Below are 26516 nucleotides of genomic sequence, written 5' to 3' on the forward strand. Positions count from 1 at the left end.
GTCCACGATAGAGCTGCCCGTCGATCACCAGTCCACCGCCCATGCCGGTGCCAACACTGGCGCCAAAGATTCGCGAGAACTGACGGGCCTGCTGGGTATGCGCCTCTGTCAGCGCGAAGCAGCAGCAGTCATTGTCCAGGGCCACCGAGCGGTTGAGTCGGTGCGCCAGATCGTCCATCACCTGCCGTCCGGTCAGACAGGGGACGTTCGACGACAGCAGCTTTCCGGTATGTCTGTCCATCAATCCAGGTATGCCAATGCCGATTTTGCCCTGCATTCCCGTAGCCCAGTCTGCGGTATCGATGAGCGAGGTAAAGGTCGAGAGAAAGAGTTCGTAATCCTGAACCGGCGTGGCTACGCGCTTGCGCCAGCAAACCTGCATTTCCTTATCAAAGGCGACAATTTCAGTTTTTGTGCCGCCAATATCAACACCGTAAAACATGCCACATCTCCTCGAATTTCACAGTGTAACCACACAGTTTTCCTTGCGAGCGCGCTCTGCGGCAAAGACCATTAAGTGACTTTCCAGCGATTCATCCGGGCCGGAGAGAATCATACTTTGATCGCCCGCCATCACGGCGTGAATAAAGCGATCCATCAGATAGTAATCCCCGCCGCCGTGGCCTCCCATTTGGGTCTGCGTGCCTGCGGCGATCTCGTCGATCGTGTAGAGCGTCTCGCTGTCCGTCAGAAAATCAAACACCCGGATCTGCTCGCCATCGCCCTCGAGATAGCCTTTCGTACCGAAAAGACGCGTCTTTCGATCTTCCATACGGGTAAAGGCGGTCATGGTGAACGTCACGGTTTGCTGATGCGCGAAACGCAAGTTGACCACCTGATGATCCACTACGTCGTTATCACAGCGATAAACGCAGCGGCCATACGGACCTTCGCGCAGCGCCTGACGGACATTTTCCTCGGTGGGATCCGCCGTCAGCACGCGACGGAAATGTGGCGTGCATTTGTGATCCTCGCCGAGATAAATTTTGCAGGCTGACCAGGGGCAGCTCGCCTCAACCTGGCAATCCAGGCAACGGTCGGCGGCACCCTCCGGCTGGTTCTCCTTTACGAAATGACTCAGGTTGCCAAATGAGGTCACATCCTGACAGCGATCGCCCATGATGTAGCGGATCCAGTCCATATCGTGGCAGGATTTCTGTAACAGCATAAACGACGATTCCGCTTCGTTACGCCAGTTGCCGCGAACGAAAGAGTGCGCCTGGTGCCAGTAACCCACCGGCTCAAGATGCTGCATGCTGACGATATCGCCAATCACCCCGCTGACGAGCAGGGACTTGAGTTTTTGCGTATAGCGGGTGTAGCGCAGAACGTGGGCGACACCCAATAAGACGTTGTTGCGCTTCACCGCAGCGATGATGGTGCGGCACTCTTCCGGCGTGGGAGCGATCGGTTTTTCCAGCAGAATATGATAGCCGAGCTCGGCAAACGCGACGGCAGGCTCTTTGTGCATCGTATCCTGAGTACAAATCAGTACGACATCTGCCATTCGTGGGCGGGCCGCCGCCTCTTTCCAGTCGCGAAAGATGTTTTCCTGCTCAATTTGATGCTGAGCGACAAACTGTTGGCGATACGCCTCTCTGGGTTCCGCCACGCCGACCACCTGCATGCGGTCCGGATGCTCAAGCGCGTAGCGAGAATAGATTTCGCCGCGCGCCCCTGCGCCCACCACTAACACGGTCACTTTCTTTGCACACATATAAGCCTCTCATTTTGCCCTTGCCTGCGTTCGCGTTGTTCTGCGCGGCGGGGCATTAAAAAAACAAACTGGAATTGCTTGCACCTGATGATGACGTTCGCGGTTTCAGGCACTGGCTAAATTTTCTTCATTCTGCTTATCGAATAAAAAGGCGGCTTCAAGATTGAATTTCACCCTGATCGATTCGCCGGGCAGCGGACTCCATTCCGGTGACGAATTGACTCGCAGGATCATTTGCTGTGCACCGATATTGAAATGCAGGAGATCTTCATTGCCCATTCTTTCCACGTTGGTGATCCGGGCGTCGAAAGCCGCAGGATCGTTGTGCTGCGCCAACTGAATCGCCTCCGGACGAATGCCAAACCAGACGCTGTCGTGCGGATAATCCGTCAGTTGGGAGATCAGTCGTGCGGTTAAGGGCAAGGTCAGCGCGTCATTCAGACGCAGTCCGTGCGTGTGCGGGTCGAGCGCCAGAAGATGGATATTCATTGCCGGGTTACCAATGAAACCCGCCACGAATTTATTCTTTGGCTGATGGTAGATATTGCCCGGCGTGTCGACCTGCATGATCCGTCCACCGTTGAGCACGCAAATGCGGTCACCCATGGTCATCGCTTCAATCTGATCGTGTGTGACATACACCATTGTCGCGTTCACGCCTTCGTGACGCAGTTGGCGGTGAAGTTCCGTCAGGCGCACGCGCATTGACACGCGCAGTTTGGCGTCGAGATTGGACAACGGCTCATCAAACAAAAACACCTCAGGCTTACGCACAATGGCTCTGCCGACGGCAACGCGCTGGCACTGACCCCCTGAAAGTTGACCCGGTTTTTTGTCGAGTAGCGTTTCGATTTCCAGTTTGCGCGCGGCTTCCCGCACACGAACATCTATCTCCTGCTTGTCCATTTTGCCCTGCAGGCTGAAGGCCATATTTTTGTAGATCGTCATGTGGGGATAGAGGGCGTAGTTTTGAAAAACCATCGCCACGCCACGTTCTTTTGGCAGCAAGTCGTTAACGCACCGTTCGCCAATGGAAATATGACCATGAGTAATCTCTTCCAGACCGGCGATCATGCGCAGTAACGTTGATTTGGCGCAGCCGGATGGCCCGACAAAAACCATAAATTCGCCATCGTGAATTTCAAGGTCAACGCTATGAATCGCCTGAAAGCCATTCGGATAGATTTTGCCTACTGACTGTAATTGAATGCCTGACATAATAATGCCCCTTATCCTTTAATTCCGGCACCGGCGATGCCACGAATGAAATAGCGCTGGAAGAAAATATAAAGTAACAACATGGGGATAATCGCGAGCAACGCTCCCGCCATGAGCATGGGATACTCCACCCCGGCGCGACCTGAGAGCGAGGCCAGACCCACCGGCAGCGTCATTTTGTCCATTGAGGTATTGACGATGAGCGGCCACATTAAGTTATTCCAGCTCCACAACCCGTTAATAATGACGCAGGCGATAAGTCCCGGTTTAATCAGCGGCAGCATGATTTTGAAAAAAATCGTTAAATGGTTATAACCATCCATAATGGCCGCTTCTTCCAGCTCTTTCGGTACGGAAAGAAAAAACTGGCGCAATAAAAAGGCGCTATAAATACTGAATAATCCCGGCAGCACCAGGCCTGGAATGGAGTTCAGCAGACCTATTTTCTCGATCGTTAAAAACTGCGGGATCAAAAAGATCTGTCCGGGAACCATCAGAATCGAAATGCAGAGCATAAAGAGGAGATCGCGCCCTTTAAAACGCAGGCGGGAGAAACCATACGCCGCCATCGCGGCAATCAGCGTCTGTAAGATGACGATAACCAGCGTGGAAACGATCGAGTTAAAATAAAAGCTACCAAACGGCATCTCATGCAAGATTTTATCGTACGCCTGAAACCCCGGATTGGCGGGCAGCAGGATCGGCGGAAAGGCAATACTTTCCGCCTGGGTTTTAAACGAGGTGATGATCATCCAGAGAAAGGGAACCACCGTGACCAGCGTCGCCAGGATCATCAGGCCATAAATCAGCCATTTTTCACGTTTTGTCATGAACATAGTGGTTGCCTTACTGTGCTTTAAGCCGTTTGCCTATCCATATCTGCAGCAGGGTCAGTACCATCGTGATAACGAAAATCACCACGGCAATCGCGGAGGCGTACCCTTTTTCATGGTAGATAAAGGCGTATTTATAAAAGAGATAAGCGATGGTCATGGTCTGATCGTCCACCATGGAAGAACTGCCAAACAGCAGATACACCACATCGAATATTTGCAGCGTTTCGATAAACGAGATCACCAGAACGAAGAACAGCGTCGGGATCATTAGCGGCAGGGTAATTGACCAGAAGCCGCGCAGTTTACTGATACCATCCAGAGACATGGCTTCATAAATCTGCTTCGGGATCCCCTGCAAGCCGGCGAGCAGAATGATCATCTTCAGAGCGATAGCCGACCAGATAATAACCAGTGAGGCGCTCAGACGGACAATATCCGGATCGGATAACCAACCAATGGCGGGAATATCGAAATAAGCCAGGATCTGATTGAGTAAACCGAAATTACGGTTCATCAACCACTGCCAGACCATCGCAATGGCGGCAGGCATCGTAACGGCCGGAAGAAATAACAGCGTACGGAACAGCCACTGACCGCGAATCGCCTGGTTTAAACCAATCGCCAGCAGTAAAGACAGGACCGTGATCACCGGCACACAAATAAAAACATAGGCCAGCGTATTCACTATCGCCGAACGGAATTCATCATCGCTGAATAAATTAATGTAATTATCCAGACTGATTGTCGTCCAGATCTGAAACTCGCCCAGATCGGTAAAACTGTAAAATACGTTCTGGAAGAACGGCGTAAAGTAAAAAATAACTAATCCTGCCAACAGCGGCAGAATCATTATCCACCCCCAGAAACGTTCTTCTTTTTCCAGTCGGGTCAGGGAATTTTTATTGGGTTCCCTGGCCGATAACGGCGGGGATGCCGCTTCATCTGAATAGCTCATACAGACTCCGGGATGCTCACTTTACAAACAATAAATGGGTTAACGCAAGAGAGGTGAGAGGGAGCAAGGCTCCCTCACGATTATTTCTGCATTTCACGCTCAACGCGTTTGGCGACACCCGGCATAACCTGTTGCGGATCATTTCCCATCCAGACTTTTTTCAGCCCGTCGTTGAGAATGCTATTCCATTTCGCGGTATTTGAACCGGCGGTGGGATATTTATGAGAAAACGCCAGTGAATCGATATAGGCGGAAACATCAACATCCTTAAAGCCTTCCGCCCATGCTTTGGCGACTTTCTGATTGGCCGGAATCACCACTTTGCCCGCTGCCAGCGTTTGCTGCGCATGTTCTGAGCTCATGAATTCAATGAATTTCCAGGCGGCCTCTTTATGCTGGCTTTTGGCAGACATGGCGAATGCCAGGCTATGAGAGACGCCAGCCTGTTCTGCCATTTTGGGCATCGGAACGACGCCGACATGATCGTTAATCAGTTCGTTCTGCGAGAACGGCAGCGCCCACCACGAGCCCGCGTAGATCATCGCCACCCGATTGGACTGGAAGACATCGGCGGCTTTCATTTCGCCTGGCGGCTGGAGCAATCCTGCCTTCAGCATTCCCTGAACGTCGCGATACATGGCGATCGCGTTGTCACTGGCAACGTCCGTTTTACCCTCAGGCAGGACAATCTGAGTGCCGGCCTGCAGCAGCAGGTTAAAGTAGCTGTCCTGACCGCTGCCGAGATCCATCGCCAACGGATAAGAATGCTGATCCAGCTTTTTACGTAACTGTTCTGATTTCTGTTTTAAATCGTCCCACGTCCAGTTTTTATCGGGATAGGTTACGCCAGCCTGATCAAACATTTTTTTGTTATACCACACGGCAATCGCGTCGATATCCCGTGGAATAGCGTATTGTTGAGACTGGTACTGATAAGCATCGACAGAGCTTTTCACGAAATCATCAAGATGTGGTGATGATGTGTCTTTTAAATAAGGAGTCAGTGGTTCCAGCATGCCGTTTTTAACGTACTGCTGAAAATTCGGCATATTCATCCAGAATACATCCGGCGCCACATTTCCCCCGACCGCTGAACTGAGTTTTATGAAATATTGGTCATAGGGCGTTAGTTCAATTTCAACTTTTACACCGGGGTTATTTTTTTCAAATTCATTAACCAGTTGCTGTTCGCCGGGAAGTTGATTTCGATCCCATAGCGTGTAGCGTAATTTAACGGGTTTTTCTGTCGTCTGGCCTTCAGCACTGGCGGCAACCGGTGCGGCCAGTAAACAGGAAAAAAAGCATGCCAGGGCGACATTATTTTTATTCAAGGTATACATAACTTCCCTCTTTATTCGGGTCAGAATGTCGGTGAGGTAAATTACAGAAGCCATTGAATCTTGTGTTTAACAAAGGGGAAAGTCAAAGGGGGAAAAATGAGCGAATTATCGCATTAAAACACCCCGGCTTTTCGGTAGGTTTCTCTTTTATCAAAACGAAAAGAGAGCGAAAAGGGAGGCCTCAGGCATTGTTCTTTCTTTCAACGGGTTAGGATTTTTCTACCGACGAAAAGCGAAAAAGGGCGGGTGAAAAATTAACCTTCAAAACTGCGAGCATTATCACCTTATCTTTCACGGACAGGAAAGAAAAACGGGGATTATTCCCCGTTTTCTCGGTTGCTTTCGTTTCGAAAATATCAGGTCACTGGTGCCGGGTTAAAGACGGCCAACTGATTGTGCAATCCCCATTGATCGGAGAAGGTTTTCTTTCGGCCACTGGCGACATCGAGAATAAATTCGAACAGCTTCTGACCGACTTCCTCAATGGTCTCTTCACCCGTGGCGATGGTGCCCGCGTTGATATCCATCAAATCGTACCAACGCTTTGCCAGTTCGGTACGGGTCGCCATCTTAATCACCGGCACGGCCATCAGGCCATAGGGGGTACCGCGACCCGTGGTGAACACCTGGACGGTGATCCCGGACGCGACCTGCTGCGTGCCGCAGACAAAATCGCTGGCGGGCGTTGCGGCATAAATCAGACCGCGTTTGGTCGGGCGCTGGCCTGGGGAGAGCACTTCGACAATCGCGCTTTTACCGGATTTCGCAATGGAGCCCAGCGCTTTTTCCACCACATTCGCCAGCCCCCCTTTTTTGTTACCCGGAGAGGGGTTAGCGCTGCGATCGGTTTTCCCCATATCGAGATAGTTGTCGTACCAGGCCATCTCTTCCAGCAGACGTTTACCCACCTCTTCGTTGAGGGTGCGCGGCGTCAACAGATGGATCGCATCACGCACTTCGGTGACTTCGGAGAACATTACCGTAGCGCCGCAGCGTACCAGCAGGTCAGAGGCGTAGCCCACTGCCGGGTTTGCCGTCACGCCGGAAAACGCATCGCTGCCGCCGCACTGCATGCCGACGACCAGCTCAGAGGCCGGGCAGGTTTCGCGCTGGCGCAGATTCAGTTTAGCCAGATGGCGCTCAGCGACCTGCAGGATATCATCGACCATGGAACGGAAACCCACATGCTTTTCGTCCTGAAGGCTGACGATGCTGGCGCTGTCGACCGGAATACTTTGCACATCGTCAGTACCTTCCAGTAAACGTTCCGGCTGCAGTTTTTCACAGCCCAGGCCAATGACCATCACTTCGCCGCCAAAGTTTGGGTTCAGCGAGATGTTATGGATGGTGCGGATCGGCACCACGGCTGCCGGCGCGTTAATTGCCACGCCGCAACCGTACAGGTGGTTAAGTCCGACCACACCATCGACGTTCGGGTATTTAGGCAGCAGATCGCGCTCAATGATTTTGACGACATAATCCACCACACCCGCCACACAGTGCACGCTGGTGGTGATGCCGAGCAGATTCTTGGTGCCTACGCTACCATCGGCGTTGCGGTAGCCTTCAAAGGTATAGCCTTCCAGCGGCGGCAGCGGTTCCGGAACTTTGGTCGCCAGTGGCAGCGTGTTCAACGGCGGCGCTGTCGGTAGCTCAACCATGGATTCATCAATCCAGCTTCCGCGCGGAATGTCGCGCACGGCGTAGCCGATCACTTCACCGTAACGTATGATTTCACCATGAACCGGAATATCCACCAGCGCGACTTTATGTCCCTGTGGAATATGTTCAATCAGCTCCAGTCCATCCGGGAATCGCGTCCCGGCTTTCAAACCATTGTCATTAACAATGATCGCCACATTATCTGTTTCGTGGACCTTTATATAAAATGCGCTCGGCGATTCTTGTCTGATGTCGATGTTGGCCATTGTCCAGTATTCTCCAACCGGGGTGATAATAATATAGAAAGATTCTGCGAATCTGATTATTAAAATAAGGAAGACCTGTCGTGAAATAAGGATGTCAGGAGTTCAAAAATAAGAATGTGATCCAGATCACTCGTTATGGTGAAAGCCCGGCTATCAGGGGCGGTAAAGCGTAAATATGTGCATCAGCGCCCAGCGTTATGTGCATTTGCTCAAGATATTATTTGTAATTAACGTCGTTAATGAGCATCTGCACAATGCGTAATGCTCTCTGCCTGATTATACTGAATCACGAAATGAGTATCTGTATTTATTAATAAGCGATAGCGTCTGTCATCAATAAATAATAATAAATGTGTCTGCTTAAGTGCCTGAGGTAAATAAAATGATCCTGGATACCGTTGTAGAAAAAAAGAAAGGTACGCATACCCGCTATTTAATTCTGCTGATAATTTTTATTGTTACAGCGGTTAACTACGCGGACCGGGCGACGCTATCCATTGCCGGTACCGAAGTCGCCAAAGAGTTGCAGTTGAGTGCTGTATCAATGGGCTACATCTTCTCTGCCTTTGGCTGGGCCTACCTGCTGATGCAAATCCCCGGCGGCTGGCTGCTCGATAAGTTTGGTTCAAAAAAAGTATACACCTGGAGCCTCTTCTTCTGGTCGCTGTTCACCTTCCTGCAAGGCTTCGTGGATATGTTCCCGCTGGCCTGGGCCGGGGTTTCCATGTTCTTTATGCGCTTTATGTTGGGTTTCTCGGAAGCGCCTTCGTTCCCGGCAAACGCCCGTATTGTTGCGGCCTGGTTCCCGACCAAAGAGCGTGGAACCGCGTCGGCAATCTTTAACTCTGCTCAGTATTTTTCACTGGCACTGTTCTCGCCGCTGCTGGGCTGGTTGACCTTTGCCTGGGGCTGGGAGCATGTCTTTACTGTGATGGGCGTGATTGGGTTTGTCCTGACGGCGCTGTGGGTCAAACTGATTCATAACCCCACCGATCACCCGCAGATGTCCGCAGAAGAGTTGAAGTTCATCTCTGAAAACGGTGCGGTCGTGGATATGGACCACAAAAAACCGGGCAGCGCCGTGGCAAGTGGTCCAAAACTGCATTACATCAAGCAGTTATTGACCAACCGTATGATGCTTGGCGTGTTCTTTGGACAGTATTTCATCAACACGATCACCTGGTTCTTCCTGACCTGGTTCCCGATTTATCTGGTTCAGGAAAAAGGAATGTCGATCCTGAAAGTGGGTCTGGTGGCTTCGATTCCGGCGCTGTGTGGTTTCGCTGGCGGCGTACTGGGCGGCGTGTTCTCGGACTATCTGATTAAGCGCGGTTTTTCTATCACCGTTGCGCGTAAGCTGCCAATTGTGCTGGGAATGCTGCTGGCCTCCACCATCATTCTGTGCAACTACACCGACAACACCGCGCTGGTGGTGACGCTGATGGCGCTGGCCTTCTTTGGTAAAGGATTTGGCGCACTGGGCTGGCCGGTGATTTCGGACACCGCGCCGAAAGAGATTGTGGGCCTGTGTGGCGGGGTATTTAACGTCTTTGGCAACGTGGCATCTATCGTAACGCCACTGGTTATCGGTTACCTGGTAAGTGAACTGCATTCCTTCAACGCCGCGCTGGTCTTCGTTGGCTGTTCCGCGCTGATGGCAATGGTGTGCTACCTGTTTATTGTCGGTGACATTAAACGTATGGAACTGCAGAAATAATTAACGGTTAAGTGACAAGGTAAAAGTGATGAATAACGACATCTTCCCGAATAAATTCAAAGCTGCGCTGGCTGCGCATCAGATTCAGATTGGTTGCTGGTCCGCGCTGGCAAGCCCCATTAGCACGGAAGTCTTAGGACTGGCGGGCTTCGACTGGCTGGTGTTGGATGGCGAGCATGCGCCAAATGATGTCTCTACCTTTATTCCGCAACTGATGGCACTGAAAGGCAGTTCCAGCGCGCCGGTGGTGCGTGTACCGACTAACGAGCCGGTGATTATCAAGCGTCTGCTGGATATCGGTTTTTACAACTTCCTGATCCCGTTTGTTGAAACAGAAGAAGAGGCGGTGAACGCCGTTGCGTCGACGCGCTATCCGCCTGAAGGGATCCGTGGCGTGTCCGTATCGCATCGCGCCAACATGTTTGGCACCGTCCCGGATTACTTCGCGCAGTCCAACAAAAACATCACCATCATTGTGCAGATTGAGAGCCAGCAGGGAGTGGATAACGTCGATGCTATCGCCGCCACCGAAGGTGTCGACGGTATTTTCGTTGGTCCAAGCGATCTGGCTGCGGCGTTAGGCCACCTCGGCAATGCGTCTCATCCTGAGGTGCAGAAAGCCATTCAGCACATCTTTGCCCGGGCGAAAGCGCACGGCAAACCGAGCGGCATTCTGGCACCGGTTGATGCCGACGCCCGTCGCTATCTGGAATGGGGGGCCACGTTTGTTGCTGTCGGCAGCGACCTGGGCGTGTTCCGTTCCGCCACGCAGAAACTGGCTGATTCCTTTAAGAAATAACCACCACCGACACAAGAGAGATAATTGATATGACGATGAAAGTTGGTTTTATTGGCTTGGGTATCATGGGTAAACCAATGAGTAAAAACCTCCTGAAAGCAGGTTACTCGCTGGTGGTTTCTGACCGTAATCCTGAAGCGATCGCTGACGTTATCGCGGCAGGTGCAGAAACCGCTTCTAACGCCAAAGCGATTGCTGAGCAGTGTGATGTGATCATCACCATGCTGCCAAACTCTCCGCATGTGAAAGAGGTTGCGCTAGGCGAAGGCGGCATTATCGAAGGGGCGAAACCGGGGACGGTGCTGATCGATATGAGCTCCATCGCGCCGCTGGCGAGCCGTGAGATCAGCGACGCGCTGAAAGCTAAGGGCATCGATATGCTGGACGCGCCGGTGAGCGGCGGTGAGCCGAAGGCGATCGACGGCACGTTGTCGGTGATGGTTGGCGGCGACAAAGCGATTTTCGATAAATACTACGATCTGCTGAAAGCGATGGCGGGGTCTGTTGTTCATACCGGTGATATCGGGGCGGGGAACGTCACCAAACTGGCGAACCAGGTGATTGTGGCGCTGAACATTGCCGCGATGTCTGAAGCGTTGACCCTGGCAACCAAAGCCGGCGTAAACCCGGATCTGGTTTATCAGGCGATCCGGGGTGGTCTGGCAGGCAGCACCGTCCTGGATGCGAAAGCGCCGATGGTGATGGATCGTAACTTCAAGCCGGGTTTCCGTATCGATCTGCACATTAAAGATCTGGCAAACGCGCTGGATACGTCTCACGGTGTTGGTGCTCAGCTTCCGCTGACCGCGGTTGTTATGGAGATGATGCAGGCACTGCGTGCTGACGGCATGGGAACCGCCGACCACAGTGCTCTGGCATGCTATTACGAAAAACTGGCGAAAGTGGAAGTCACTCGCTAATGACCTTGCGCCCGGATGGCGTATTGCGATCCGGGCCTGGATTGTAGGCCGGATAAGTAAAGCGCCATCCGGCGTTGTGCAGTAACAGGCGATCATCATGAAAATCGTAATTGCCCCAGACTCTTATAAAGAAAGCCTTTCTGCTACTGAGGTAGCGCAGGCGATAGAAAAAGGATTTCGGGAAATTTTCCCCGATGCGCAGTATGTTTCCGTTCCGGTCGCCGATGGGGGTGAGGGGACGGTTGAAGCCATGATTGCCGCCACACACGGTTCTGCACATTCCGCTCTGGTGACCGGACCGCTGGGTGAAAAAGTGAATGCCAACTGGGGCATGTCAGGCGATGGAAAGACCGCGTTTATTGAAATGGCGGCCGCCAGCGGACTGGCGCTGGTCCCCCCCGAAAAACGTAACCCCCTGATTACCACTTCGCGCGGCACCGGGGAGCTTATTTTGCAGGCGCTGGACAGTGGGGCAAGCAATATTATTATCGGCATTGGCGGGAGTGCGACCAATGACGGCGGTGCCGGGATGGTTCAGGCGCTGGGCGCGAAGCTGTGTGATGCCAACGGAACTGAAATTGGCTACGGCGGCGGTAGTCTGAACACTCTCAATACCATTGATGTGTCTGGTCTGGATCCGCGCATTAAACATTGTGCTATTCGCGTTGCTTGTGATGTGACCAATCCGCTGGTGGGCGAACAGGGAGCTTCTCGGATCTTTGGCCCGCAAAAAGGGGCGACGGAACCGCTGATCCTCGAACTGGACCGCAATCTGGCTCACTACGCGGATATTATTAAAAAATCACTGGGTGTGGATGTGAAAAAAGTTCCAGGCGCAGGTGCGGCGGGCGGCATGGGGGCGGCGCTGATGGCATTCCTCGGCGCGGAGTTGAAAAGCGGGATTGAGATCGTCACCCAGGCGCTTAATCTGGAAGAGCATATTTACGACTGTACGCTGGTTGTTACCGGTGAAGGGCGCATCGACAGCCAGAGCATTCATGGCAAAGTACCGGTGGGCGTGGCGAATGTGGCGAAGAAATACCACAAGCCGGTGATTGGCATTGCGGGCAGTCTGACGCGGGATGTCGGCGTGGTGCATCAATATGGTATCGATGCTGTATTCAGCGTATTGACCAGTATTGGCACGCTGGAAGAGGCCTTTCGCGGCGCATTTGACAACATTTACCGGGCGTCGCGAAACATTGCGGCGACGCTGGCGGTGGGAATGCGCAGTGCAGGGTGACAAGGGCGTGCAAACCCTCTATACTGCGCGCCGAAGCTGACCAGACAGTCGCCGCTTCGTCGTCGTCCCTTTCGGGGGAGACAGGCGGAGGGGAGGAAAGTCCGGGCTCCATAGGGCAGGGTGCCAGGTAACGCCTGGGGGGGAAACCCACGACCAGTGCAACAGAGAGCAAACCGCCGATGGCCCACGCAAGTGGGATCAGGTAAGGGTGAAAGGGTGCGGTAAGAGCGCACCGCGCGGCTGGTAACAGTCCGTGGCACGGTAAACTCCACCCGGAGCAAGGCCAAATAGGGGTTCATAAGGTACGGCCCGTACTGAACCCGGGTAGGCTGCTTGAGCCAGTGAGCGATTGCTGGCCTAGATGAATGACTGTCCACGACAGAACCCGGCTTATCGGTCAGCTTCACCACTTTAAGAACCCCGCCACCAGGCGGGGTTTTGCTTTGTAGATAATGTAGATGAATGACTGTCCACGACGCTACACCTGAAAGAAAGCGGCTTATCGGTCAGCTTCACCACTTTAAGAACCCCGCCACCAGGCGGGGTTTTGCTTTGTAGATAATGTAGATGAATGACTGTCCACGACGCTACACCTGAAAGAAAGCGGCTTACCGGTCAGCTTCACCACTTTCATGTAGAAACCCGCTTCGGCGGGTTTTTGCTTTGCAGATGATGTAGATGAATGACTGTCCACGACGCTATACCTGGAAGAAAGCGGCTTACCGGTCATGACGCTTCGCTTATCAGGCCTGTGAACGGTGAAGGGGAACGGGAACCTGTAGGGCAGATAAGATACGTCGCATCGCCATCCGGCAGCGTTCTGGAACCTGCGGCTATTAAGAAATTTCTTGTTATGTGACATGCAACACAAAACGCTACTTTCTACTAATATGTCGATAGAAACGAAAAGCAATCGATCTACTTCACAAAATTACACGCTATAAAAATGGCAAAGTGCAGTGTTAATGTATTGTTGTGAATGATAATTGTTTGTGTGTGTATATTTAATTATTGATAAATTCAATGTTTATTTATAAACAAACCGGGCTAAAAAATGTGATGTATAACGTTATTTAATCCAATTTATGTTTTAAACATACTTAAATTTGAGGGATTGCGCATTTAATTTAATGAACAAATTGACCATTAACTGCACGATAATTGCTTGAAATATCGTCATTCCTCATTTTTAGATATGAGGGGAAAATAACGCGTGTTATCGCCATAAAATATTGTTATCCCCCCCTCTTTTTTTGACAAAAATCAGACTAAAGTGACATGATATTTATATAACCAATTGAATATAAATGGTTTATTTATTTACAAATAACCACTTGAAATATAGGTGAAGGCAATTTGTGAGTGGTCGCACATATCCTGCTTCATGTAATTTGTTACACTTCACGCCGTCAACAAGGTTATTAACGCAGGTCGATATGAATACGTTTGCTCTCCCAAAAACACAGCAGTTGGTGGTCTTTCAGGAAGTAATCAGAAGCGGTTCTATCGGTTCTGCGGCAAAAGAGTTAGGGTTAACTCAGCCAGCTGTTAGTAAAATTATTAACGATATTGAAGCTTATTTTGGCGTTGAGTTGGTGGTTCGCAAAAATACCGGCGTCACCTTAACTCAGGCAGGGCAAGTTTTACTCTCATGGTCCGAATCCATCACCCGTGAGATGAAGAACATGGTGAATGAGATGAACAGCATGACCGACAACACGGTGGTTGATATCTCATTCGGGTTTCCTTCGCTGATTGGCTTTACCTTTATGTCCGATATGATCCAGAAGTTCAAAGAGGTCTACCCAAAATCACAGGTCTCCATGTATGAGGCGCAACTCTCCTCATTCCTGCCGGCGATCCGCGACGGGCGACTGGACTTTGCGATTGGTACGCTCAGCGATGAAATGAAATTGCAGGATCTGCACGTCGAACCGCTTTTTGAGTCGGAGTTCGTGCTGGTGGCGAATAAGTCCCGAACATGCACCGGCACCACCACACTGGAATCGTTGCAGAACGAACAGTGGGTGTTGCCACAAACGAATATGGGCTACTACAGCGAACTCCTCACCACCCTGCAAAGAAATGGCATTAGCATCGAAAACATCGTTAAAACCGACTCCGTTGTGACCATTTACAATCTTGTTCTCAATGCTAATTTTCTGACAGTGATTCCATGCGATATGGCCGCACCCTTTGGTTCGAACCAGTTTATTACTCTCCCTGTGGAAGAATCGTTACCCATTGCTCGCTATGCCGCAATATGGTCAAAAAACTATCGTATTAAAAAAGCCGCATCGGTTTTGGTTGAATTAGCCAAAGAGTATTCATCTTATAAAGGTTGCAGACGAAAGCAATTAATTGAAATTAACTAACCGATTAAATTTTATTTAATCCTCAATTCATACCATCGTTCTTAATATCAGACGTTGGTTACGGCTATCTATTACTTTACTATCAGGTAAGAGGTTACAATGCACATTACTTACGATCTCCCGGTTGCCATTGAAGATATCCTCGAAGCAAAAAAACGACTGGCGGGGAAAATATATAAAACAGGCATGCCTCGCTCAAACTATTTTAGTGAGCGCTGTAAAGGGGAAATATTCCTTAAGTTTGAAAACATGCAGCGTACCGGCTCATTTAAAATTCGTGGCGCATTTAACAAACTCAGTTCATTGACGGATGCGGAAAAACGTAAAGGCGTTGTCGCTTGTTCAGCGGGTAACCATGCTCAAGGGGTTTCTCTCTCCTGCGCAATGCTGGGTATTGATGGCAAAGTGGTGATGCCGAAGGGGGCGCCGAAATCGAAAGTAGCGGCCACCTGTGACTACTCGGCGGAAGTGGTGCTGCACGGCGATAACTTCAACGACACTATCGCCAAAGTCAGTGAGATTGTCGAAATGGAAGGGCGTATTTTTATCCCGCCTTATGACGATCCGAAAGTGATTGCCGGCCAGGGCACTATCGGTCTGGAAATTATGGAAGACCTGTATGACGTCGATAACGTGATTGTTCCTATCGGCGGTGGCGGTTTAATCGCCGGTATTGCTATTGCCATTAAATCTATTAACCCGACCATTAAAGTGATTGGCGTGCAGTCTGAAAACGTACACGGCATGGCGGCGTCTTATCAGGCTGGAGAAATAACCACACACCGAACGACCGGCACCCTGGCGGATGGTTGTGATGTTTCCCGCCCGGGTAAATTAACTTACGAAATTGTGCGTGAATTAGTGGATGACATTGTCCTGGTCAGCGAAGACGAAATTCGTAACAGCATGATTGCTTTAATTCAACGCAACAAAGTGGTGACAGAAGGTGCAGGTGCACTGGCATGTGCTGCTTTATTAAGCGGGAAATTAGATGCCTATATCCAGAACAGAAAAACGGTCAGCATTATTTCTGGCGGCAATATCGATCTTTCTCGTGTATCGCAAATTACGGGTTTAGCAGACGCGTAAATCCGGCTATTAATCTCTTCGTTGAGGATAGGATATGAGTACTTCTGACAGCATTGTATCCAGCCAGACAAAACAGTCGTCCTGGCGTAAATCAGACACCACCTGGACACTGGGTTTATTTGGTACTGCCATCGGCGCCGGGGTGTTGTTCTTCCCCATCCGCGCAGGATTTGGCGGCTTAATCCCCATTCTTTTGATGTTGGTACTGGCGTACCCCATCGCTTTTTATTGCCACCGTGCGCTGGCGCGTCTGTGTCTGTCCGGGTCAAACCCGTCCGGCAACATCACGGAAACGGTTGAAGAGCACTTTGGTAAGACGGGTGGCGTGGTCATCACGTTCCTCTATTTCTTCGCGATTTGTCCGCTGCTGTGGATTTATGGCGTCACCATTACCAACACGTTCATGACGTTCTGGGAAAACCAGTTGCAGTTGCCGGCGCTGAACCGTGGTTTTGTGGCGCTGTTCCTGCTGCTGCTGATGGCGTTCGTTATCTGGTTTGGTAAGGATCTGATGGTTAAAGTGATGAGCTACCTGGTATGGCCGTTCATTGCCAGCCTGGTGCTGATCTCGCTGTCGCTGATCCCTTACTGGAACTCTGCGGTGATCGACCAGGTCGATATCAGTAATATCGCCTTAACCGGTCACGATGGCATTCTGGTCACCGTGTGGCTGGGGATTTCCATCATGGTGTTCTCGTTCAACTTCTCGCCGATCGTTTCGTCTTTCGTGGTCTCTAAACGTGAAGAATACGAGAAAGATTTTGGCCGTGAATACACCGAGCAGAAATGTTCTCAGATCATCTCTCGCGCCAGCATGCTGATGGTCGCTGTGGTTATGTTCTTCGCCTTTAGCTGCCTGTTCACGCTCTCTCCGGCAAACATGGCAGATGCGAAAGCACAGAACATTCCGGTACTGTCTTATCTGGCAAACCACTTCGCTTCCCTGTCCGGAACGAAGTCGACTTTCGCCATCGTGCTGGAATATGGCGCCTCCATTATTGCGCTGGTTGCCATCTTCAAATCCTTCTTCGGTCACTACCTGGGCACGCTGGAAGGGCTGAATGGTCTGGTGCTGAAGTTCGGTTACAAAGGCGATAAAACGAAGGTTTCCTCCGGAAAACTCAACACCATCAGCATGATCTTCATCATGGGGTCCACCTGGATTGTGGCTTACGCCAACCCGAACATTCTGGACCTGATTGAAGCGATGGGTGCGCCGATTATTGCCTCACTGCTGTGCCTGCTGCCGATGTATGCCATTCGTAAGGCACCGTCACTGGCGAAATATCGCGGTCGTCTGGATAACGTGTTTGTCACCGTCATCGGTCTGCTGACCATTCTGAACATCGTGTACAAACTGTTTTAATCCTTAAGCTCAGGATGAGCGGAGTAGTGAAATGAATGAGTTTCCGATAGTTCTGGTTATTAATTGTGGATCGTCTTCAATTAAGTTTTCAGTACTGGATGCAAATAACTGCGACGTATTAATGGCAGGCATTGCGGATGGTATTAACTCGGAAAATGCGTTCTTATCGGTAAATGGAGGTGAGCCAGTGACGCTGGCTCACCACAGCTACGAAGGCGCATTAAAGGCGATTGCGTTTGAACTGGAAAAACGTAATTTAAATGACAGCGTGGCCTTAATTGGCCACCGTATTGCCCACGGCGGAAATATTTTTACCGAGTCAGCAATTATTACTGATGAGGTCATTGACAATATTCGCCGTGTTTCACCACTGGCACCATTACATAATTACGCCAATCTGAGCGGGATTGAATCCGCACAGCATCTGTTCCCCGGCGTCACGCAGGTGGCGGTGTTTGATACCAGCTTCCATCAGACCATGGCACCAGAAGCTTACCTGTATGGCCTGCCGTGGAAGTATTTCGAAGAGCTGGGCGTGCGGCGTTACGGCTTCCACGGAACGTCGCACCGCTATGTTTCTCAACGCGCGCATGAACTGCTTGCGCTGTCCGAACAGGACTCCGGCCTGGTGATTGCTCACCTCGGCAACGGTGCGTCAATTTGTGCCGTTCGTAATGGTCACAGCGTCGATACCTCAATGGGGATGACGCCGCTGGAAGGGCTGATGATGGGCACGCGTAGCGGCGACGTGGACTTCGGCGCGATGGCGTGGGTCGCCAGTGAAACCCAACAGACTTTGAGCGATCTGGAGCGGGTAGTGAACAAAGAGTCCGGTCTGCTCGGGATTTCTGGCCTGTCGTCCGACTTAAGGGTGCTGGAAAAAGCCTGGCATGAAGGACACGAGCGCGCACAGCTGGCAATTAAAACCTTTGTTCACCGCATTGCCCGTCATATTGCCGGACATGCCGCTTCGTTACACCGTCTGGACGGCATTATTTTCACCGGTGGTATTGGTGAGAACTCGGTATTAATTCGTCGTCTGGTGGTTGAGCATCTGACGGTATTGGGAGTGAATATCGACAGCGACCGAAATAACCTGCCGAATTCTCATGGCGAGCGCATTATTTCCCCCTCAGATGCCCGGGTTATTTGCGCCGTAATACCGACGAACGAAGAGAAAATGATTGCGCTCGATGCGATTCAATTAGGCCGCATTAACGCAGCCGTGGAATACGCCTAATTTATTTGTTGTTCTGTAGAGAGATTATTTTTCATGAAGGTAGATATCGATACCAGCGATATGCTGTATGCCGAAGCATGGCTTGGCTTTAAAGGTACGGACTGGAAAGAAGAAATTAATGTCCGTGATTTTATTCAGCACAACTATACGCCTTATGAAGGGGATGAATCCTTCCTTGCTGATGCAACGCCTGCCACTACGGCATTGTGGGAAAAGGTGATGGCGGGCATTCGTATCGAAAACGCGACCCATGCGCCGGTCGATTTCGATACCAATATTGCGACCACGATTACTGCGCACGATGCGGGTTACATTGAGCAGGAACTGGAGAAGATTGTCGGCCTGCAAACGGATAAACCGCTGAAACGTGCGCTGCATCCGTTTGGCGGCGTCAACATGATCAAAAGCTCGTTCGATGCTTATGGTCGTGAGATGGATCCGAACTTCGAGTACCTGTTCACCGAATTGCGTAAAACCCACAACCAGGGCGTTTTTGACGTCTATTCTCCGGACATGCTGCGCTGCCGTAAATCCGGTGTGCTGACCGGTTTGCCGGACGGTTATGGTCGTGGGCGCATTATCGGTGATTATCGTCGCGTGGCGCTGTACGGCATCCGCTATCTGGTGCGTGAGCGTGAGTTGCAGTTCGCCGATCTCCAGTCAAATCTGGAGTGGGGACAGAATCTGGAAGCCACGATTCGCCTGCGTGAAGAGCTGGCGGAGCACCGTCGCGCGTTGCTGCAAATGCAGGAGATGGCGGCGAAATATGGCTGTGATATCTCTCGCCCGGCGCGTAATGCGCAGGAGGCGGTACAGTGGGTCTACTTTGCCTATCTGGCGGCGGTGAAATCGCAAAACGGCGGCGCGATGTCGCTGGGCCGCACCGCATCGTTCCTCGATATCTATATTGAGCGCGATTTCAATGCCGGTATCCTGACAGAGCAACAGGCGCAGGAGTTGATCGACCACTTCATCATGAAGATCCGGATGGTGCGTTTCCTGCGTACGCCTGAGTTTGACACGCTGTTCTCCGGCGATCCGATCTGGGCGACCGAAGTGATCGGCGGGATGGGGCTGGATGGTCGCACGCTGGTGACCAAAAACTCCTTCCGCTATCTGCATACGCTGCACACGATGGGGCCGGCACCGGAGCCAAACCTCACCGTGCTGTGGTCAGAAGCGTTGCCAGTCGCGTTTAAAAAGTATGCCGCACAGGTCTCTATCGTCACCTCGTCACTGCAATATGAAAACGACGATCTGATGCGGACCGACTTTAACAGCGACGACTATGCGATCGCCTGCTGCGTGAGTCCGATGGTTATCGGTAAGCAGATGCAGTTCTTCGGGGCGCGCGCCAATCTTGCCAAAACGCTGCTGTACGCAATCAACGGCGGGGTGGATGAGAAGCTGAAAATCCAGGTGGGGCCGAAAACCGCGCCGTTGCTGGACGACGTGCTGGACTACGACACAGTGATGGACAGTCTGGACCACTTTATGGACTGGCTGGCGGTGCAGTACATCAGCGCGCTGAACATCATCCATTACATGCACGATAAGTACAGTTACGAAGCGTCGCTGATGGCGCTGCACGATCGTGACGTCTATCGCACGATGGCGTGCGGGATTGCTGGACTGTCGGTAGCGGCGGATTCGCTCTCTGCAATTAAGTACGCGACGGTGAAACCGGTTCGCGACCATAACGGGCTGGCGGTCGATTTCGTGATTGAAGGGGAATATCCACAGTACGGCAATAACGATGAGCGCGTGGATAGCATTGCCTGCGATCTGGTTGAACGCTTTATGAAGAAAATTAAAGTGTTGCCGACCTACCGGAACGCGGTACCGACGCAGTCGATTCTGACTATTACCTCCAACGTGGTGTACGGACAGAAAACTGGCAATACCCCGGATGGACGCCGCGCGGGAACGCCATTTGCGCCGGGCGCTAACCCGATGCACGGGCGTGACCGTAAAGGCGCTGTCGCCTCGCTGACTTCCGTGGCGAAACTACCGTTCACTTACGCGAAGGACGGGATTTCGTACACCTTCTCGATTGTGCCTGCGGCACTCGGCAAAGAGGATCCGGTGCGAAAAACCAACCTGGTCGGGCTGCTGGATGGTTACTTCCATCATGAAGCGCATGTGGAAGGCGGTCAGCACCTGAACGTTAACGTAATGAACAAGGAGATGTTACTGGATGCCATTGAACATCCGGAAAACTATCCGAACCTGACGATCCGCGTCTCCGGCTACGCTGTGCGCTTCAACGCGCTCACCCGTGAGCAGCAGCAGGACGTCATTTCGCGTACTTTCACCCAGGCGATGTAACGTTATCGGGGCGGTCTGCGGGTCGCCCCGATTCACTATGCGTATGAAAACCTGGTCTCCACTGAACGAGTCCGAGGGTGTAGAAATGATTAGCGCATTCGATATTTTCAAACCTGGCATTGGTCCTTCCAGCTCTCATACCGTAGGGCCGATGAATGCAGGAAAACGGTTTATCGATCAACTGGTCAGCAGTGGAAGCTTATCGCGCACGACGCGCATGTCGGTTGATCTGTATGGTTCACTGTCGCTGACCGGAAAAGGCCACGCGACCGATACCGCCATTATGATGGGGCTGGCCGGAAACACGCCGCAAAGCGTCAACATTGACGCCATCCCCGCGTTTATTGACGAGGTGACCCGTACTGGCCGCTTGCCGGTTGCTGAAGGTATACATGTCGTCGATTTCCCGGTTACCGATAGCATTGTTTTTCATGGTGAAATGCTGCCAAGGCACGAGAACGGAATGCGGATCACCGCCTGGGAAAACCAGGAAACGCTGCTGTGTAAAACCTACTACTCGATTGGCGGCGGGTTTATCGTGGATGAAGAGCGCTTTGGTCAGGCGCATGACGTGGAAGCGCCGGTCCCTTATGATTTTCATTCCGCCAGCGAACTGCTGAAACTGTGCGAACGCAATGGCCTTTCAGTCTCCGGGCTGATGATGCAAAACGAACTGGCGCTGCGCAGCAAGGCGGAGATTGATGCCGGATTTGCTCAGATCTGGGAAGTGATGCACGCTGGCATAGAACGCGGGATGAATACCGAAGGCGTCTTACCCGGCCCGCTGAATGTACCGCGCCGCGCGGTGGCGTTACGTCGTCTGCTGGTCTCCAGTGACAGTCTCTCCAGCGACCCGATGAACGTCATCGACTGGATCAACATGTTTGCTCTCGCGGTCAGTGAGGAGAACGCGGCGGGCGGACGCGTGGTGACCGCGCCCACCAACGGGGCATGCGGCATTATTCCAGCCGTTCTGGCCTATTACGATAAATTCCGTCGTCCGCTGAATGCCAACTCCATTGCCCGCTATCTGCTGGCGGCAGGAGCCATTGGGGCACTGTACAAAATGAATGCGTCAATTTCCGGGGCGGAAGTTGGCTGTCAGGGGGAGATCGGCGTGGCCAGTTCCATGGCGGCGGCGGGGTTGACCGAACTGCTGGGCGGTAGCCCGGCGCAGGTTTGCATCGCGGCGGAAATTGCCATGGAGCACAACCTCGGCTTAACCTGCGACCCGGTTGCCGGGCAGGTGCAGATCCCGTGTATTGAGCGCAATGCGATCAACGCAGTCAAGGCGGTCAACGCCGCACGTATGGCGCTGCGCCGCACCTCCGAACCGCGTGTCTCGCTGGATAAAGTCATCGAAACGATGTACGAGACGGGTAAGGACATGAACGATAAGTACCGCGAAACATCACGCGGTGGTTTAGCGATCAAAGTGGTGTGCAGTTAGCGAACGCCAGAAAGCTTGCCCGATAAGCCTGCGCCATCGGGCATTTTATCCATTGTCAGCTATCTAAAAGCACACGTCGGTGTGCTTTTTTGTTGTGATCTTCTTCAAATTTAGAAAAAAATAACACTTAAATGTTTTAAGGTAGGAAAATTTTCTTAACCAATAGAAAATATCAGTGTTGTTTTGTGACGTTTTTCTCTGCGCCTGAGCGTATCCTTTTTTCATTCTAATGACTCGCCTGCAAACCCCGTACCGCGTATCGCCTTGATGCGGCACGACAAAAATTAAAAATATACCCTACATAATGAGCGAGAATTTTATGGAAACGGCAACGAACAATAGCGTAGTGCTCGACGCCAGCGCCCCGGCGCGCCGGGCGGGAATGACGGAAAGCGAATGGCGGGAAGCGATTAAATTCGACAGCATCGACACCGGCTGGGTCATTATGAGTATCGGGATGGCGATTGGCGCGGGGATTGTTTTTCTCCCGGTGCAGGTCGGTTTGATGGGGCTGTGGGTCTTTTTGCTCTCATCGGTTATCGGTTATCCCGCCATGTATCTGTTCCAGCGTCTGTTTATTAACACGCTGGCGGAATCCCCGGAGTGCAAAGATTATCCCAGCGTCATCAGTGGGTATCTGGGGAAAAACTGGGGCATCCTGTTAGGCGCACTGTATTTTGTGATGCTGGTTATCTGGATGTTTGTCTATTCCACCGCAATTACCAACGACAGCGCCTCCTATTTGCATACTTTTGGTGTGACAGAGGGACTGTTATCCGATAACCCGTTCTATGGTCTGGTGCTGATTTGCATCCTGGTCGCCATCTCCTCACGCGGCGAAAAGCTGCTGTTCAAAATTTCTACCGGCATGGTGCTGACCAAACTGCTGGTCGTGGCGGCACTGGGCGTATCGATGGTTGGGATGTGGCACTTATACAACATTGGCGCGCTGCCGCCGATGGCGCTGTTGGTGAAGAATGCGATTATCACGCTGCCGTTTACCCTGACCTCAATCCTGTTTATCCAGACCCTGAGCCCGATGGTGATTTCCTACCGTTCCCGTGAGAAATCCGTTGAGGTGGCGCGTCATAAAGCGCTACGCGCCATGAATATTGCCTTCGGCATTTTGTTTGTCACCGTGTTCTTCTATGCCGTCTCCTTTACGCTGGCAATGGGACACGACGAAGCGGTTAAAGCCTATGAGCAGAATATCTCCGCGTTGGCGATTGCTGCACAGTTCATCAGCGGCGCGGGCGCCGGTTGGGTGAAAGTTGTGAGTGTCATCCTGAATATTTTCGCCGTGATGACCGCGTTCTTTGGCGTCTATCTCGGCTTTCGCGAAGCCACGCAGGGGATTGCGATGAACATTCTGCGTCGCAAACTGCCGGCTGAGAAGATCAATGAAACGCTGGTACAGCGCGGCATCATGGTGTTTGCCATTTTACTGGCCTGGAGCGCTATTGTGCTTAACGCACCGGTTCTGAGCTTTACGTCGATTTGTAGCCCTATTTTCGGCATGGTGGGATGTTTGATCCCCGCCTGGCTGGTCTACAAAGTACCTGCATTGCACAAATACAAAGGGGTGTCGCTGTATCTGATTATCGTCACCGGTTTGCTGCTGTGCGTATCTCCGTTCCTGGCTTTTTCCTGATTTATCCTGAAGGTTGTTGTTATGTCTGAGACTATAAAAAATCCGTTGTGGCAGCGTTTCATCCGCGCAGTACAGGAAGAGGTGAAACCTGCGCTGGGCTGTACGGAACCGGTTTCTCTGGCGCTGGCGGCCGCGGTTGCGGCCTCTGAACTGCATGGCGCGGTGGAGCGAATCGATGCCTGGGTCTCGCCCAATCTGATGAAAAACGGACTGGGGGTGACGGTGCCGGGAACCGGTATGGTTGGGCTGCCCATCGCTGCCGCGCTGGGAGCACTGGGCGGGAATGCGAATGCCGGACTGGAGGTGCTGAAGGATGCCTCCGCGCAAGCCATTGCCGATGCGAAGGCGATGCTGAAAGCGGGTAAGGTGTCGGTGATGTTGCAGCAACCCTGCGATGACATCCTGTTTTCTCGCGCGAAGGTCTATAGCCATGACGGCTGGGCTTGCGTCACCATTGTCGGTGGTCATACTCACATTGTGCGGATCGAAACCGATACCGGCGTGAAGTTTACTCAGCAAGCGAACGCGGACGATGAGGCGCAGGAATCGCCGCTGGCGGTGCTTTCTGAGACCACGCTGGAAGAGATTCTGGCATTTGTGAATACCGTACCATTCGACGCTATTCGTTTTATTCTCGACGCCGCCCGACTCAACGGCGCGCTGTCACAAGAGGGGCTGCGCGCAACCTGGGGGCTGCATATCGGTGCGACGCTGCAAAAGCAGTGCGCACGCGGTCTGCTGGCAAACGATCTTTCGACGGCGATCCTCATCCGAACCAGCGCGGCGTCGGATGCGCGTATGGGTGGCGCGACGCTGCCTGCCATGAGTAACTCCGGCTCCGGCAATCAGGGGATCACCGCTACGGTACCGGTGATGGTGGTGGCCGAGCACTTTGGCGCCGATGAGGAGAAACTGGCGCGTGCGCTGATGCTTTCCCATCTGAGTGCGATCTACATACACCATCAGCTCCCGCGTCTGTCGGCGCTGTGTGCCGCGACGACCGCCGCGATGGGGGCAGCGGCAGGGATGGCCTGGCTGGTGGACGAAGGGCGCTACAGCACGATCTCGATGGCGATCAGCAGCATGATTGGCGATGTCAGCGGAATGATTTGCGATGGGGCATCTAACAGTTGCGCGATGAAAGTCTCCACCAGTGCTTCTGCGGCGTGGAAGGCGGTGCTGATGGCGTTGGACGATACGGCGGTTACGGGTAACGAAGGGATTGTGGCACACGACGTGGAACAGTCTATTGCCAACCTGTGCGCGTTGGCGTGTCATTCCATGCAGCAAACGGACAAACAGATTATCGAGATCATGGCCCATAAAGCGCATTAAGTGAAGGGCTGACTGCCTGAAGGCGCGACGCTATCCGGCCTACGAATATGTAGGCCGGACAAGGCACTTGCGCAGTCATCCGGCAATGAGGTTCAGGCGGCAGCTTCTTCCTCGGCCAGCCGGACCTCGGCGTCTGCGACAATTGCTTCCAGCTCGGTCAGCATCGCCTCGTAGTCAAACACACGGGGCGCGGTGTTGGTTTCTGCCGTTGCCACTTTCCCTGTCGGGGCCTGTTTTTTTGCTTTCTTACTCATACACCACTCCGGTTACCGATTACACCGGCAAATCTATCAGCAAAGCGCGTAACGGCGTATCGGCAACGAGCGTTATGTTAGCTTCGTCACGAATAAAAGCCCCGTCGCCACAGGTCAGCGCTTCACGCGCTTCATCGTGGGTGACGGCGTGAAAGGTGCCATGAATGGACTGCAAATAAGCGCGCGGACCGTGAAGCTGAAAACTCAGCGACTCGCCCTGATCCAGCTCAATATGGTGTACCCACGCCTGCTGGCGCAGCTGTAGACTGCCGTTCTCACCATCGGGTGAGGCGATCAGTTGCTGTTTAACTTTCGTCAGTTTTGTCTTCTGCACCAGAGCATTCTCGCGTTCAGGACAGGCGTCGAGCCACAATTGCATACGCGTAAGCGGTTTGTCTTTGCTGATATTATGTTCGCTGTAGCTGATACCCGGCTGCGCCGCGAGCAGCAACGCTTCACCCGCCTGGGCCTGCACGTGGTTGCCTTCACTGTCACGATACTCTGCAACGCCTTCAAGAATCAGATTGAGCACGTCCACCTTTGGCCAGGTGCGCGGCTGGAAGGACGCGCCGGGTGCCAGTACTTCCTGATTGAGCACGCGCAGCGATGCGTAGCCCAGCAGTTTCGGGTCGAAATAGTGTCCAAAGGAGAAGGTATAACGGGCCTGCAGCCAGCCGTAGTCTGCTTGTCCGCATTGTTTGGCTGTTCGGGTAGTAATCATAGTTCTTGACCTCTCTTTACTTCCTTTTATGTTA

General features: G+C 52.3%; 21 protein-coding genes and 1 other RNA gene. 13 read left to right on the forward strand and 9 right to left on the reverse strand.

Annotated elements, in window-relative coordinates; all coding sequences use genetic code 11:
* The 7 genes from AB7E14_RS00460 to garD form a co-directional block, all read right to left on the reverse strand.
* On the reverse strand, positions 1-442 hold a 442-nt coding region (locus AB7E14_RS00460; RefSeq protein WP_428169282.1), incomplete at its 3' end, for an ROK family protein.
* Between the two features lie 18 nt (positions 443-460).
* The gene (locus tag AB7E14_RS00465; protein WP_316962557.1) at positions 461-1717 is read right to left on the reverse strand and encodes a Gfo/Idh/MocA family protein; all 1257 of its coding nucleotides are present in this window, start codon (positions 1715-1717) and stop codon (positions 461-463) included.
* Positions 1718-1822: 105 nt separating this feature from the next.
* Positions 1823-2935, reverse strand: a complete 1113-nt coding sequence (locus AB7E14_RS00470; RefSeq protein ID WP_316962556.1) for an ABC transporter ATP-binding protein — start codon at positions 2933-2935, stop codon at positions 1823-1825.
* Between the two features lie 11 nt (positions 2936-2946).
* Entirely contained in the window at positions 2947-3771 is an 825-nt protein-coding gene (locus AB7E14_RS00475; RefSeq protein ID WP_080343276.1) for a carbohydrate ABC transporter permease, read from the reverse strand.
* A gap of 10 nt (positions 3772-3781) precedes the next feature.
* Positions 3782-4726, reverse strand: a complete 945-nt coding sequence (locus AB7E14_RS00480) for a carbohydrate ABC transporter permease (protein ID WP_044255861.1) — start codon at positions 4724-4726, stop codon at positions 3782-3784.
* Between the two features lie 80 nt (positions 4727-4806).
* On the reverse strand, positions 4807-6066 hold the full coding sequence (locus tag AB7E14_RS00485; RefSeq protein WP_042998248.1) for an ABC transporter substrate-binding protein: 1260 nt from the start codon (positions 6064-6066) through the stop codon (positions 4807-4809).
* A gap of 356 nt (positions 6067-6422) precedes the next feature.
* Entirely contained in the window at positions 6423-7994 is a 1572-nt protein-coding gene (gene garD, locus AB7E14_RS00490; protein ID WP_316962555.1) for a galactarate dehydratase, read from the reverse strand.
* Positions 7995-8376: 382 nt separating this feature from the next.
* On the opposite strand from garD, the gene garP reads away from it, so the two are divergent.
* The 13 genes from garP to AB7E14_RS00555 all read left to right on the forward strand — a co-directional run bounded on the left by garP (position 8377) and on the right by AB7E14_RS00555 (position 25507).
* Positions 8377-9711, forward strand: a complete 1335-nt coding sequence (gene garP / locus AB7E14_RS00495; protein WP_042998246.1) for a galactarate/glucarate/glycerate transporter GarP — start codon at positions 8377-8379, stop codon at positions 9709-9711.
* A gap of 28 nt (positions 9712-9739) precedes the next feature.
* Entirely contained in the window at positions 9740-10510 is a 771-nt protein-coding gene (gene garL / locus AB7E14_RS00500) for a 2-dehydro-3-deoxyglucarate aldolase (RefSeq protein WP_042998245.1), read from the forward strand.
* Positions 10511-10539: 29 nt separating this feature from the next.
* Complete coding sequence (garR, locus tag AB7E14_RS00505) at positions 10540-11430, forward strand: 2-hydroxy-3-oxopropionate reductase (RefSeq protein ID WP_044328321.1); 891 nt, start codon at positions 10540-10542, stop codon at positions 11428-11430.
* 97 nt (positions 11431-11527) lie between these two features.
* Complete coding sequence (garK, locus tag AB7E14_RS00510; RefSeq protein ID WP_316962554.1) at positions 11528-12673, forward strand: glycerate 2-kinase; 1146 nt, start codon at positions 11528-11530, stop codon at positions 12671-12673.
* 32 nt (positions 12674-12705) lie between these two features.
* Positions 12706-13082, forward strand: an RNA gene (gene rnpB / locus AB7E14_RS00515) — RNase P RNA component class A.
* Positions 13083-14109: 1027 nt separating this feature from the next.
* Entirely contained in the window at positions 14110-15048 is a 939-nt protein-coding gene (gene tdcA / locus AB7E14_RS00520) for a transcriptional regulator TdcA (protein ID WP_044255844.1), read from the forward strand.
* A gap of 99 nt (positions 15049-15147) precedes the next feature.
* A complete protein-coding gene (tdcB, locus tag AB7E14_RS00525; protein ID WP_042998242.1) occupies positions 15148-16137 on the forward strand; it encodes a bifunctional threonine ammonia-lyase/L-serine ammonia-lyase TdcB in 990 nt (329 codons plus the stop codon).
* Between the two features lie 34 nt (positions 16138-16171).
* Entirely contained in the window at positions 16172-17503 is a 1332-nt protein-coding gene (gene tdcC, locus AB7E14_RS00530; RefSeq protein WP_042998241.1) for a threonine/serine transporter TdcC, read from the forward strand.
* A gap of 31 nt (positions 17504-17534) precedes the next feature.
* Entirely contained in the window at positions 17535-18743 is a 1209-nt protein-coding gene (gene tdcD, locus AB7E14_RS00535; RefSeq protein ID WP_104445735.1) for a propionate kinase, read from the forward strand.
* 33 nt (positions 18744-18776) lie between these two features.
* Positions 18777-21071 carry a 2-ketobutyrate formate-lyase/pyruvate formate-lyase gene (gene tdcE / locus AB7E14_RS00540; protein WP_042998239.1) on the forward strand — a complete coding sequence of 765 codons (2295 nt, stop codon included), beginning with the start codon at positions 18777-18779 and terminating at the stop codon, positions 21069-21071.
* Between the two features lie 85 nt (positions 21072-21156).
* A complete protein-coding gene (tdcG, locus tag AB7E14_RS00545; RefSeq protein WP_316962592.1) occupies positions 21157-22521 on the forward strand; it encodes an L-serine ammonia-lyase in 1365 nt (454 codons plus the stop codon).
* A gap of 319 nt (positions 22522-22840) precedes the next feature.
* Entirely contained in the window at positions 22841-24172 is a 1332-nt protein-coding gene (locus tag AB7E14_RS00550) for an amino acid permease (RefSeq protein WP_042998237.1), read from the forward strand.
* Between the two features lie 21 nt (positions 24173-24193).
* On the forward strand, positions 24194-25507 hold the full coding sequence (locus AB7E14_RS00555) for a serine dehydratase subunit alpha family protein (protein WP_044265546.1): 1314 nt from the start codon (positions 24194-24196) through the stop codon (positions 25505-25507).
* Between the two features lie 92 nt (positions 25508-25599).
* Here the strand turns inward: AB7E14_RS00555 and AB7E14_RS00560 are convergent, their stop codons facing one another.
* On the reverse strand, positions 25600-25761 hold the full coding sequence (locus tag AB7E14_RS00560; protein WP_316962552.1) for a hypothetical protein: 162 nt from the start codon (positions 25759-25761) through the stop codon (positions 25600-25602).
* A 19-nt stretch (positions 25762-25780) separates the two neighbouring features.
* A complete protein-coding gene (locus AB7E14_RS00565; RefSeq protein WP_042998235.1) occupies positions 25781-26482 on the reverse strand; it encodes a pirin family protein in 702 nt (233 codons plus the stop codon).
* Positions 26483-26516: the final 34 nt, after the last annotated feature.

It is taken from the genome of Citrobacter sp. (assembly GCF_050252275.1).
In the GTDB taxonomy this organism is placed as follows: domain Bacteria; phylum Pseudomonadota; class Gammaproteobacteria; order Enterobacterales; family Enterobacteriaceae; genus Citrobacter_A; species Citrobacter_A amalonaticus.

Excerpts from the sequence above, each read along its gene's own strand:
- AB7E14_RS00465 (WP_316962557.1), bottom strand. The coding sequence starts at position 1,717 with ATGTGTGCAAAGAAAGTGACCGTGTTAGTGGTGGGCGCAGGGGCGCGC.
- AB7E14_RS00470 (WP_316962556.1), bottom strand. The coding sequence starts at position 2,935 with ATGTCAGGCATTCAATTACAGTCAGTAGGCAAAATCTATCCGAATGGC.
- AB7E14_RS00475 (WP_080343276.1), bottom strand. The coding sequence starts at position 3,771 with ATGTTCATGACAAAACGTGAAAAATGGCTGATTTATGGCCTGATGATC.
- AB7E14_RS00480 (WP_044255861.1), bottom strand. The coding sequence starts at position 4,726 with ATGAGCTATTCAGATGAAGCGGCATCCCCGCCGTTATCGGCCAGGGAA.
- AB7E14_RS00485 (WP_042998248.1), bottom strand. The coding sequence starts at position 6,066 with ATGTATACCTTGAATAAAAATAATGTCGCCCTGGCATGCTTTTTTTCC.
- garD (WP_316962555.1), bottom strand. The coding sequence starts at position 7,994 with ATGGCCAACATCGACATCAGACAAGAATCGCCGAGCGCATTTTATATA.
- garP (WP_042998246.1), top strand. The coding sequence starts at position 8,377 with ATGATCCTGGATACCGTTGTAGAAAAAAAGAAAGGTACGCATACCCGC.
- garL (WP_042998245.1), top strand. The coding sequence starts at position 9,740 with ATGAATAACGACATCTTCCCGAATAAATTCAAAGCTGCGCTGGCTGCG.
- garR (WP_044328321.1), top strand. The coding sequence starts at position 10,540 with ATGACGATGAAAGTTGGTTTTATTGGCTTGGGTATCATGGGTAAACCA.
- garK (WP_316962554.1), top strand. The coding sequence starts at position 11,528 with ATGAAAATCGTAATTGCCCCAGACTCTTATAAAGAAAGCCTTTCTGCT.
- tdcA (WP_044255844.1), top strand. The coding sequence starts at position 14,110 with ATGAATACGTTTGCTCTCCCAAAAACACAGCAGTTGGTGGTCTTTCAG.
- tdcB (WP_042998242.1), top strand. The coding sequence starts at position 15,148 with ATGCACATTACTTACGATCTCCCGGTTGCCATTGAAGATATCCTCGAA.
- tdcC (WP_042998241.1), top strand. The coding sequence starts at position 16,172 with ATGAGTACTTCTGACAGCATTGTATCCAGCCAGACAAAACAGTCGTCC.
- tdcD (WP_104445735.1), top strand. The coding sequence starts at position 17,535 with ATGAATGAGTTTCCGATAGTTCTGGTTATTAATTGTGGATCGTCTTCA.
- tdcE (WP_042998239.1), top strand. The coding sequence starts at position 18,777 with ATGAAGGTAGATATCGATACCAGCGATATGCTGTATGCCGAAGCATGG.
- tdcG (WP_316962592.1), top strand. The coding sequence starts at position 21,157 with ATGATTAGCGCATTCGATATTTTCAAACCTGGCATTGGTCCTTCCAGC.
- AB7E14_RS00550 (WP_042998237.1), top strand. The coding sequence starts at position 22,841 with ATGGAAACGGCAACGAACAATAGCGTAGTGCTCGACGCCAGCGCCCCG.
- AB7E14_RS00555 (WP_044265546.1), top strand. The coding sequence starts at position 24,194 with ATGTCTGAGACTATAAAAAATCCGTTGTGGCAGCGTTTCATCCGCGCA.
- AB7E14_RS00560 (WP_316962552.1), bottom strand. The coding sequence starts at position 25,761 with ATGAGTAAGAAAGCAAAAAAACAGGCCCCGACAGGGAAAGTGGCAACG.
- AB7E14_RS00565 (WP_042998235.1), bottom strand. The coding sequence starts at position 26,482 with ATGATTACTACCCGAACAGCCAAACAATGCGGACAAGCAGACTACGGC.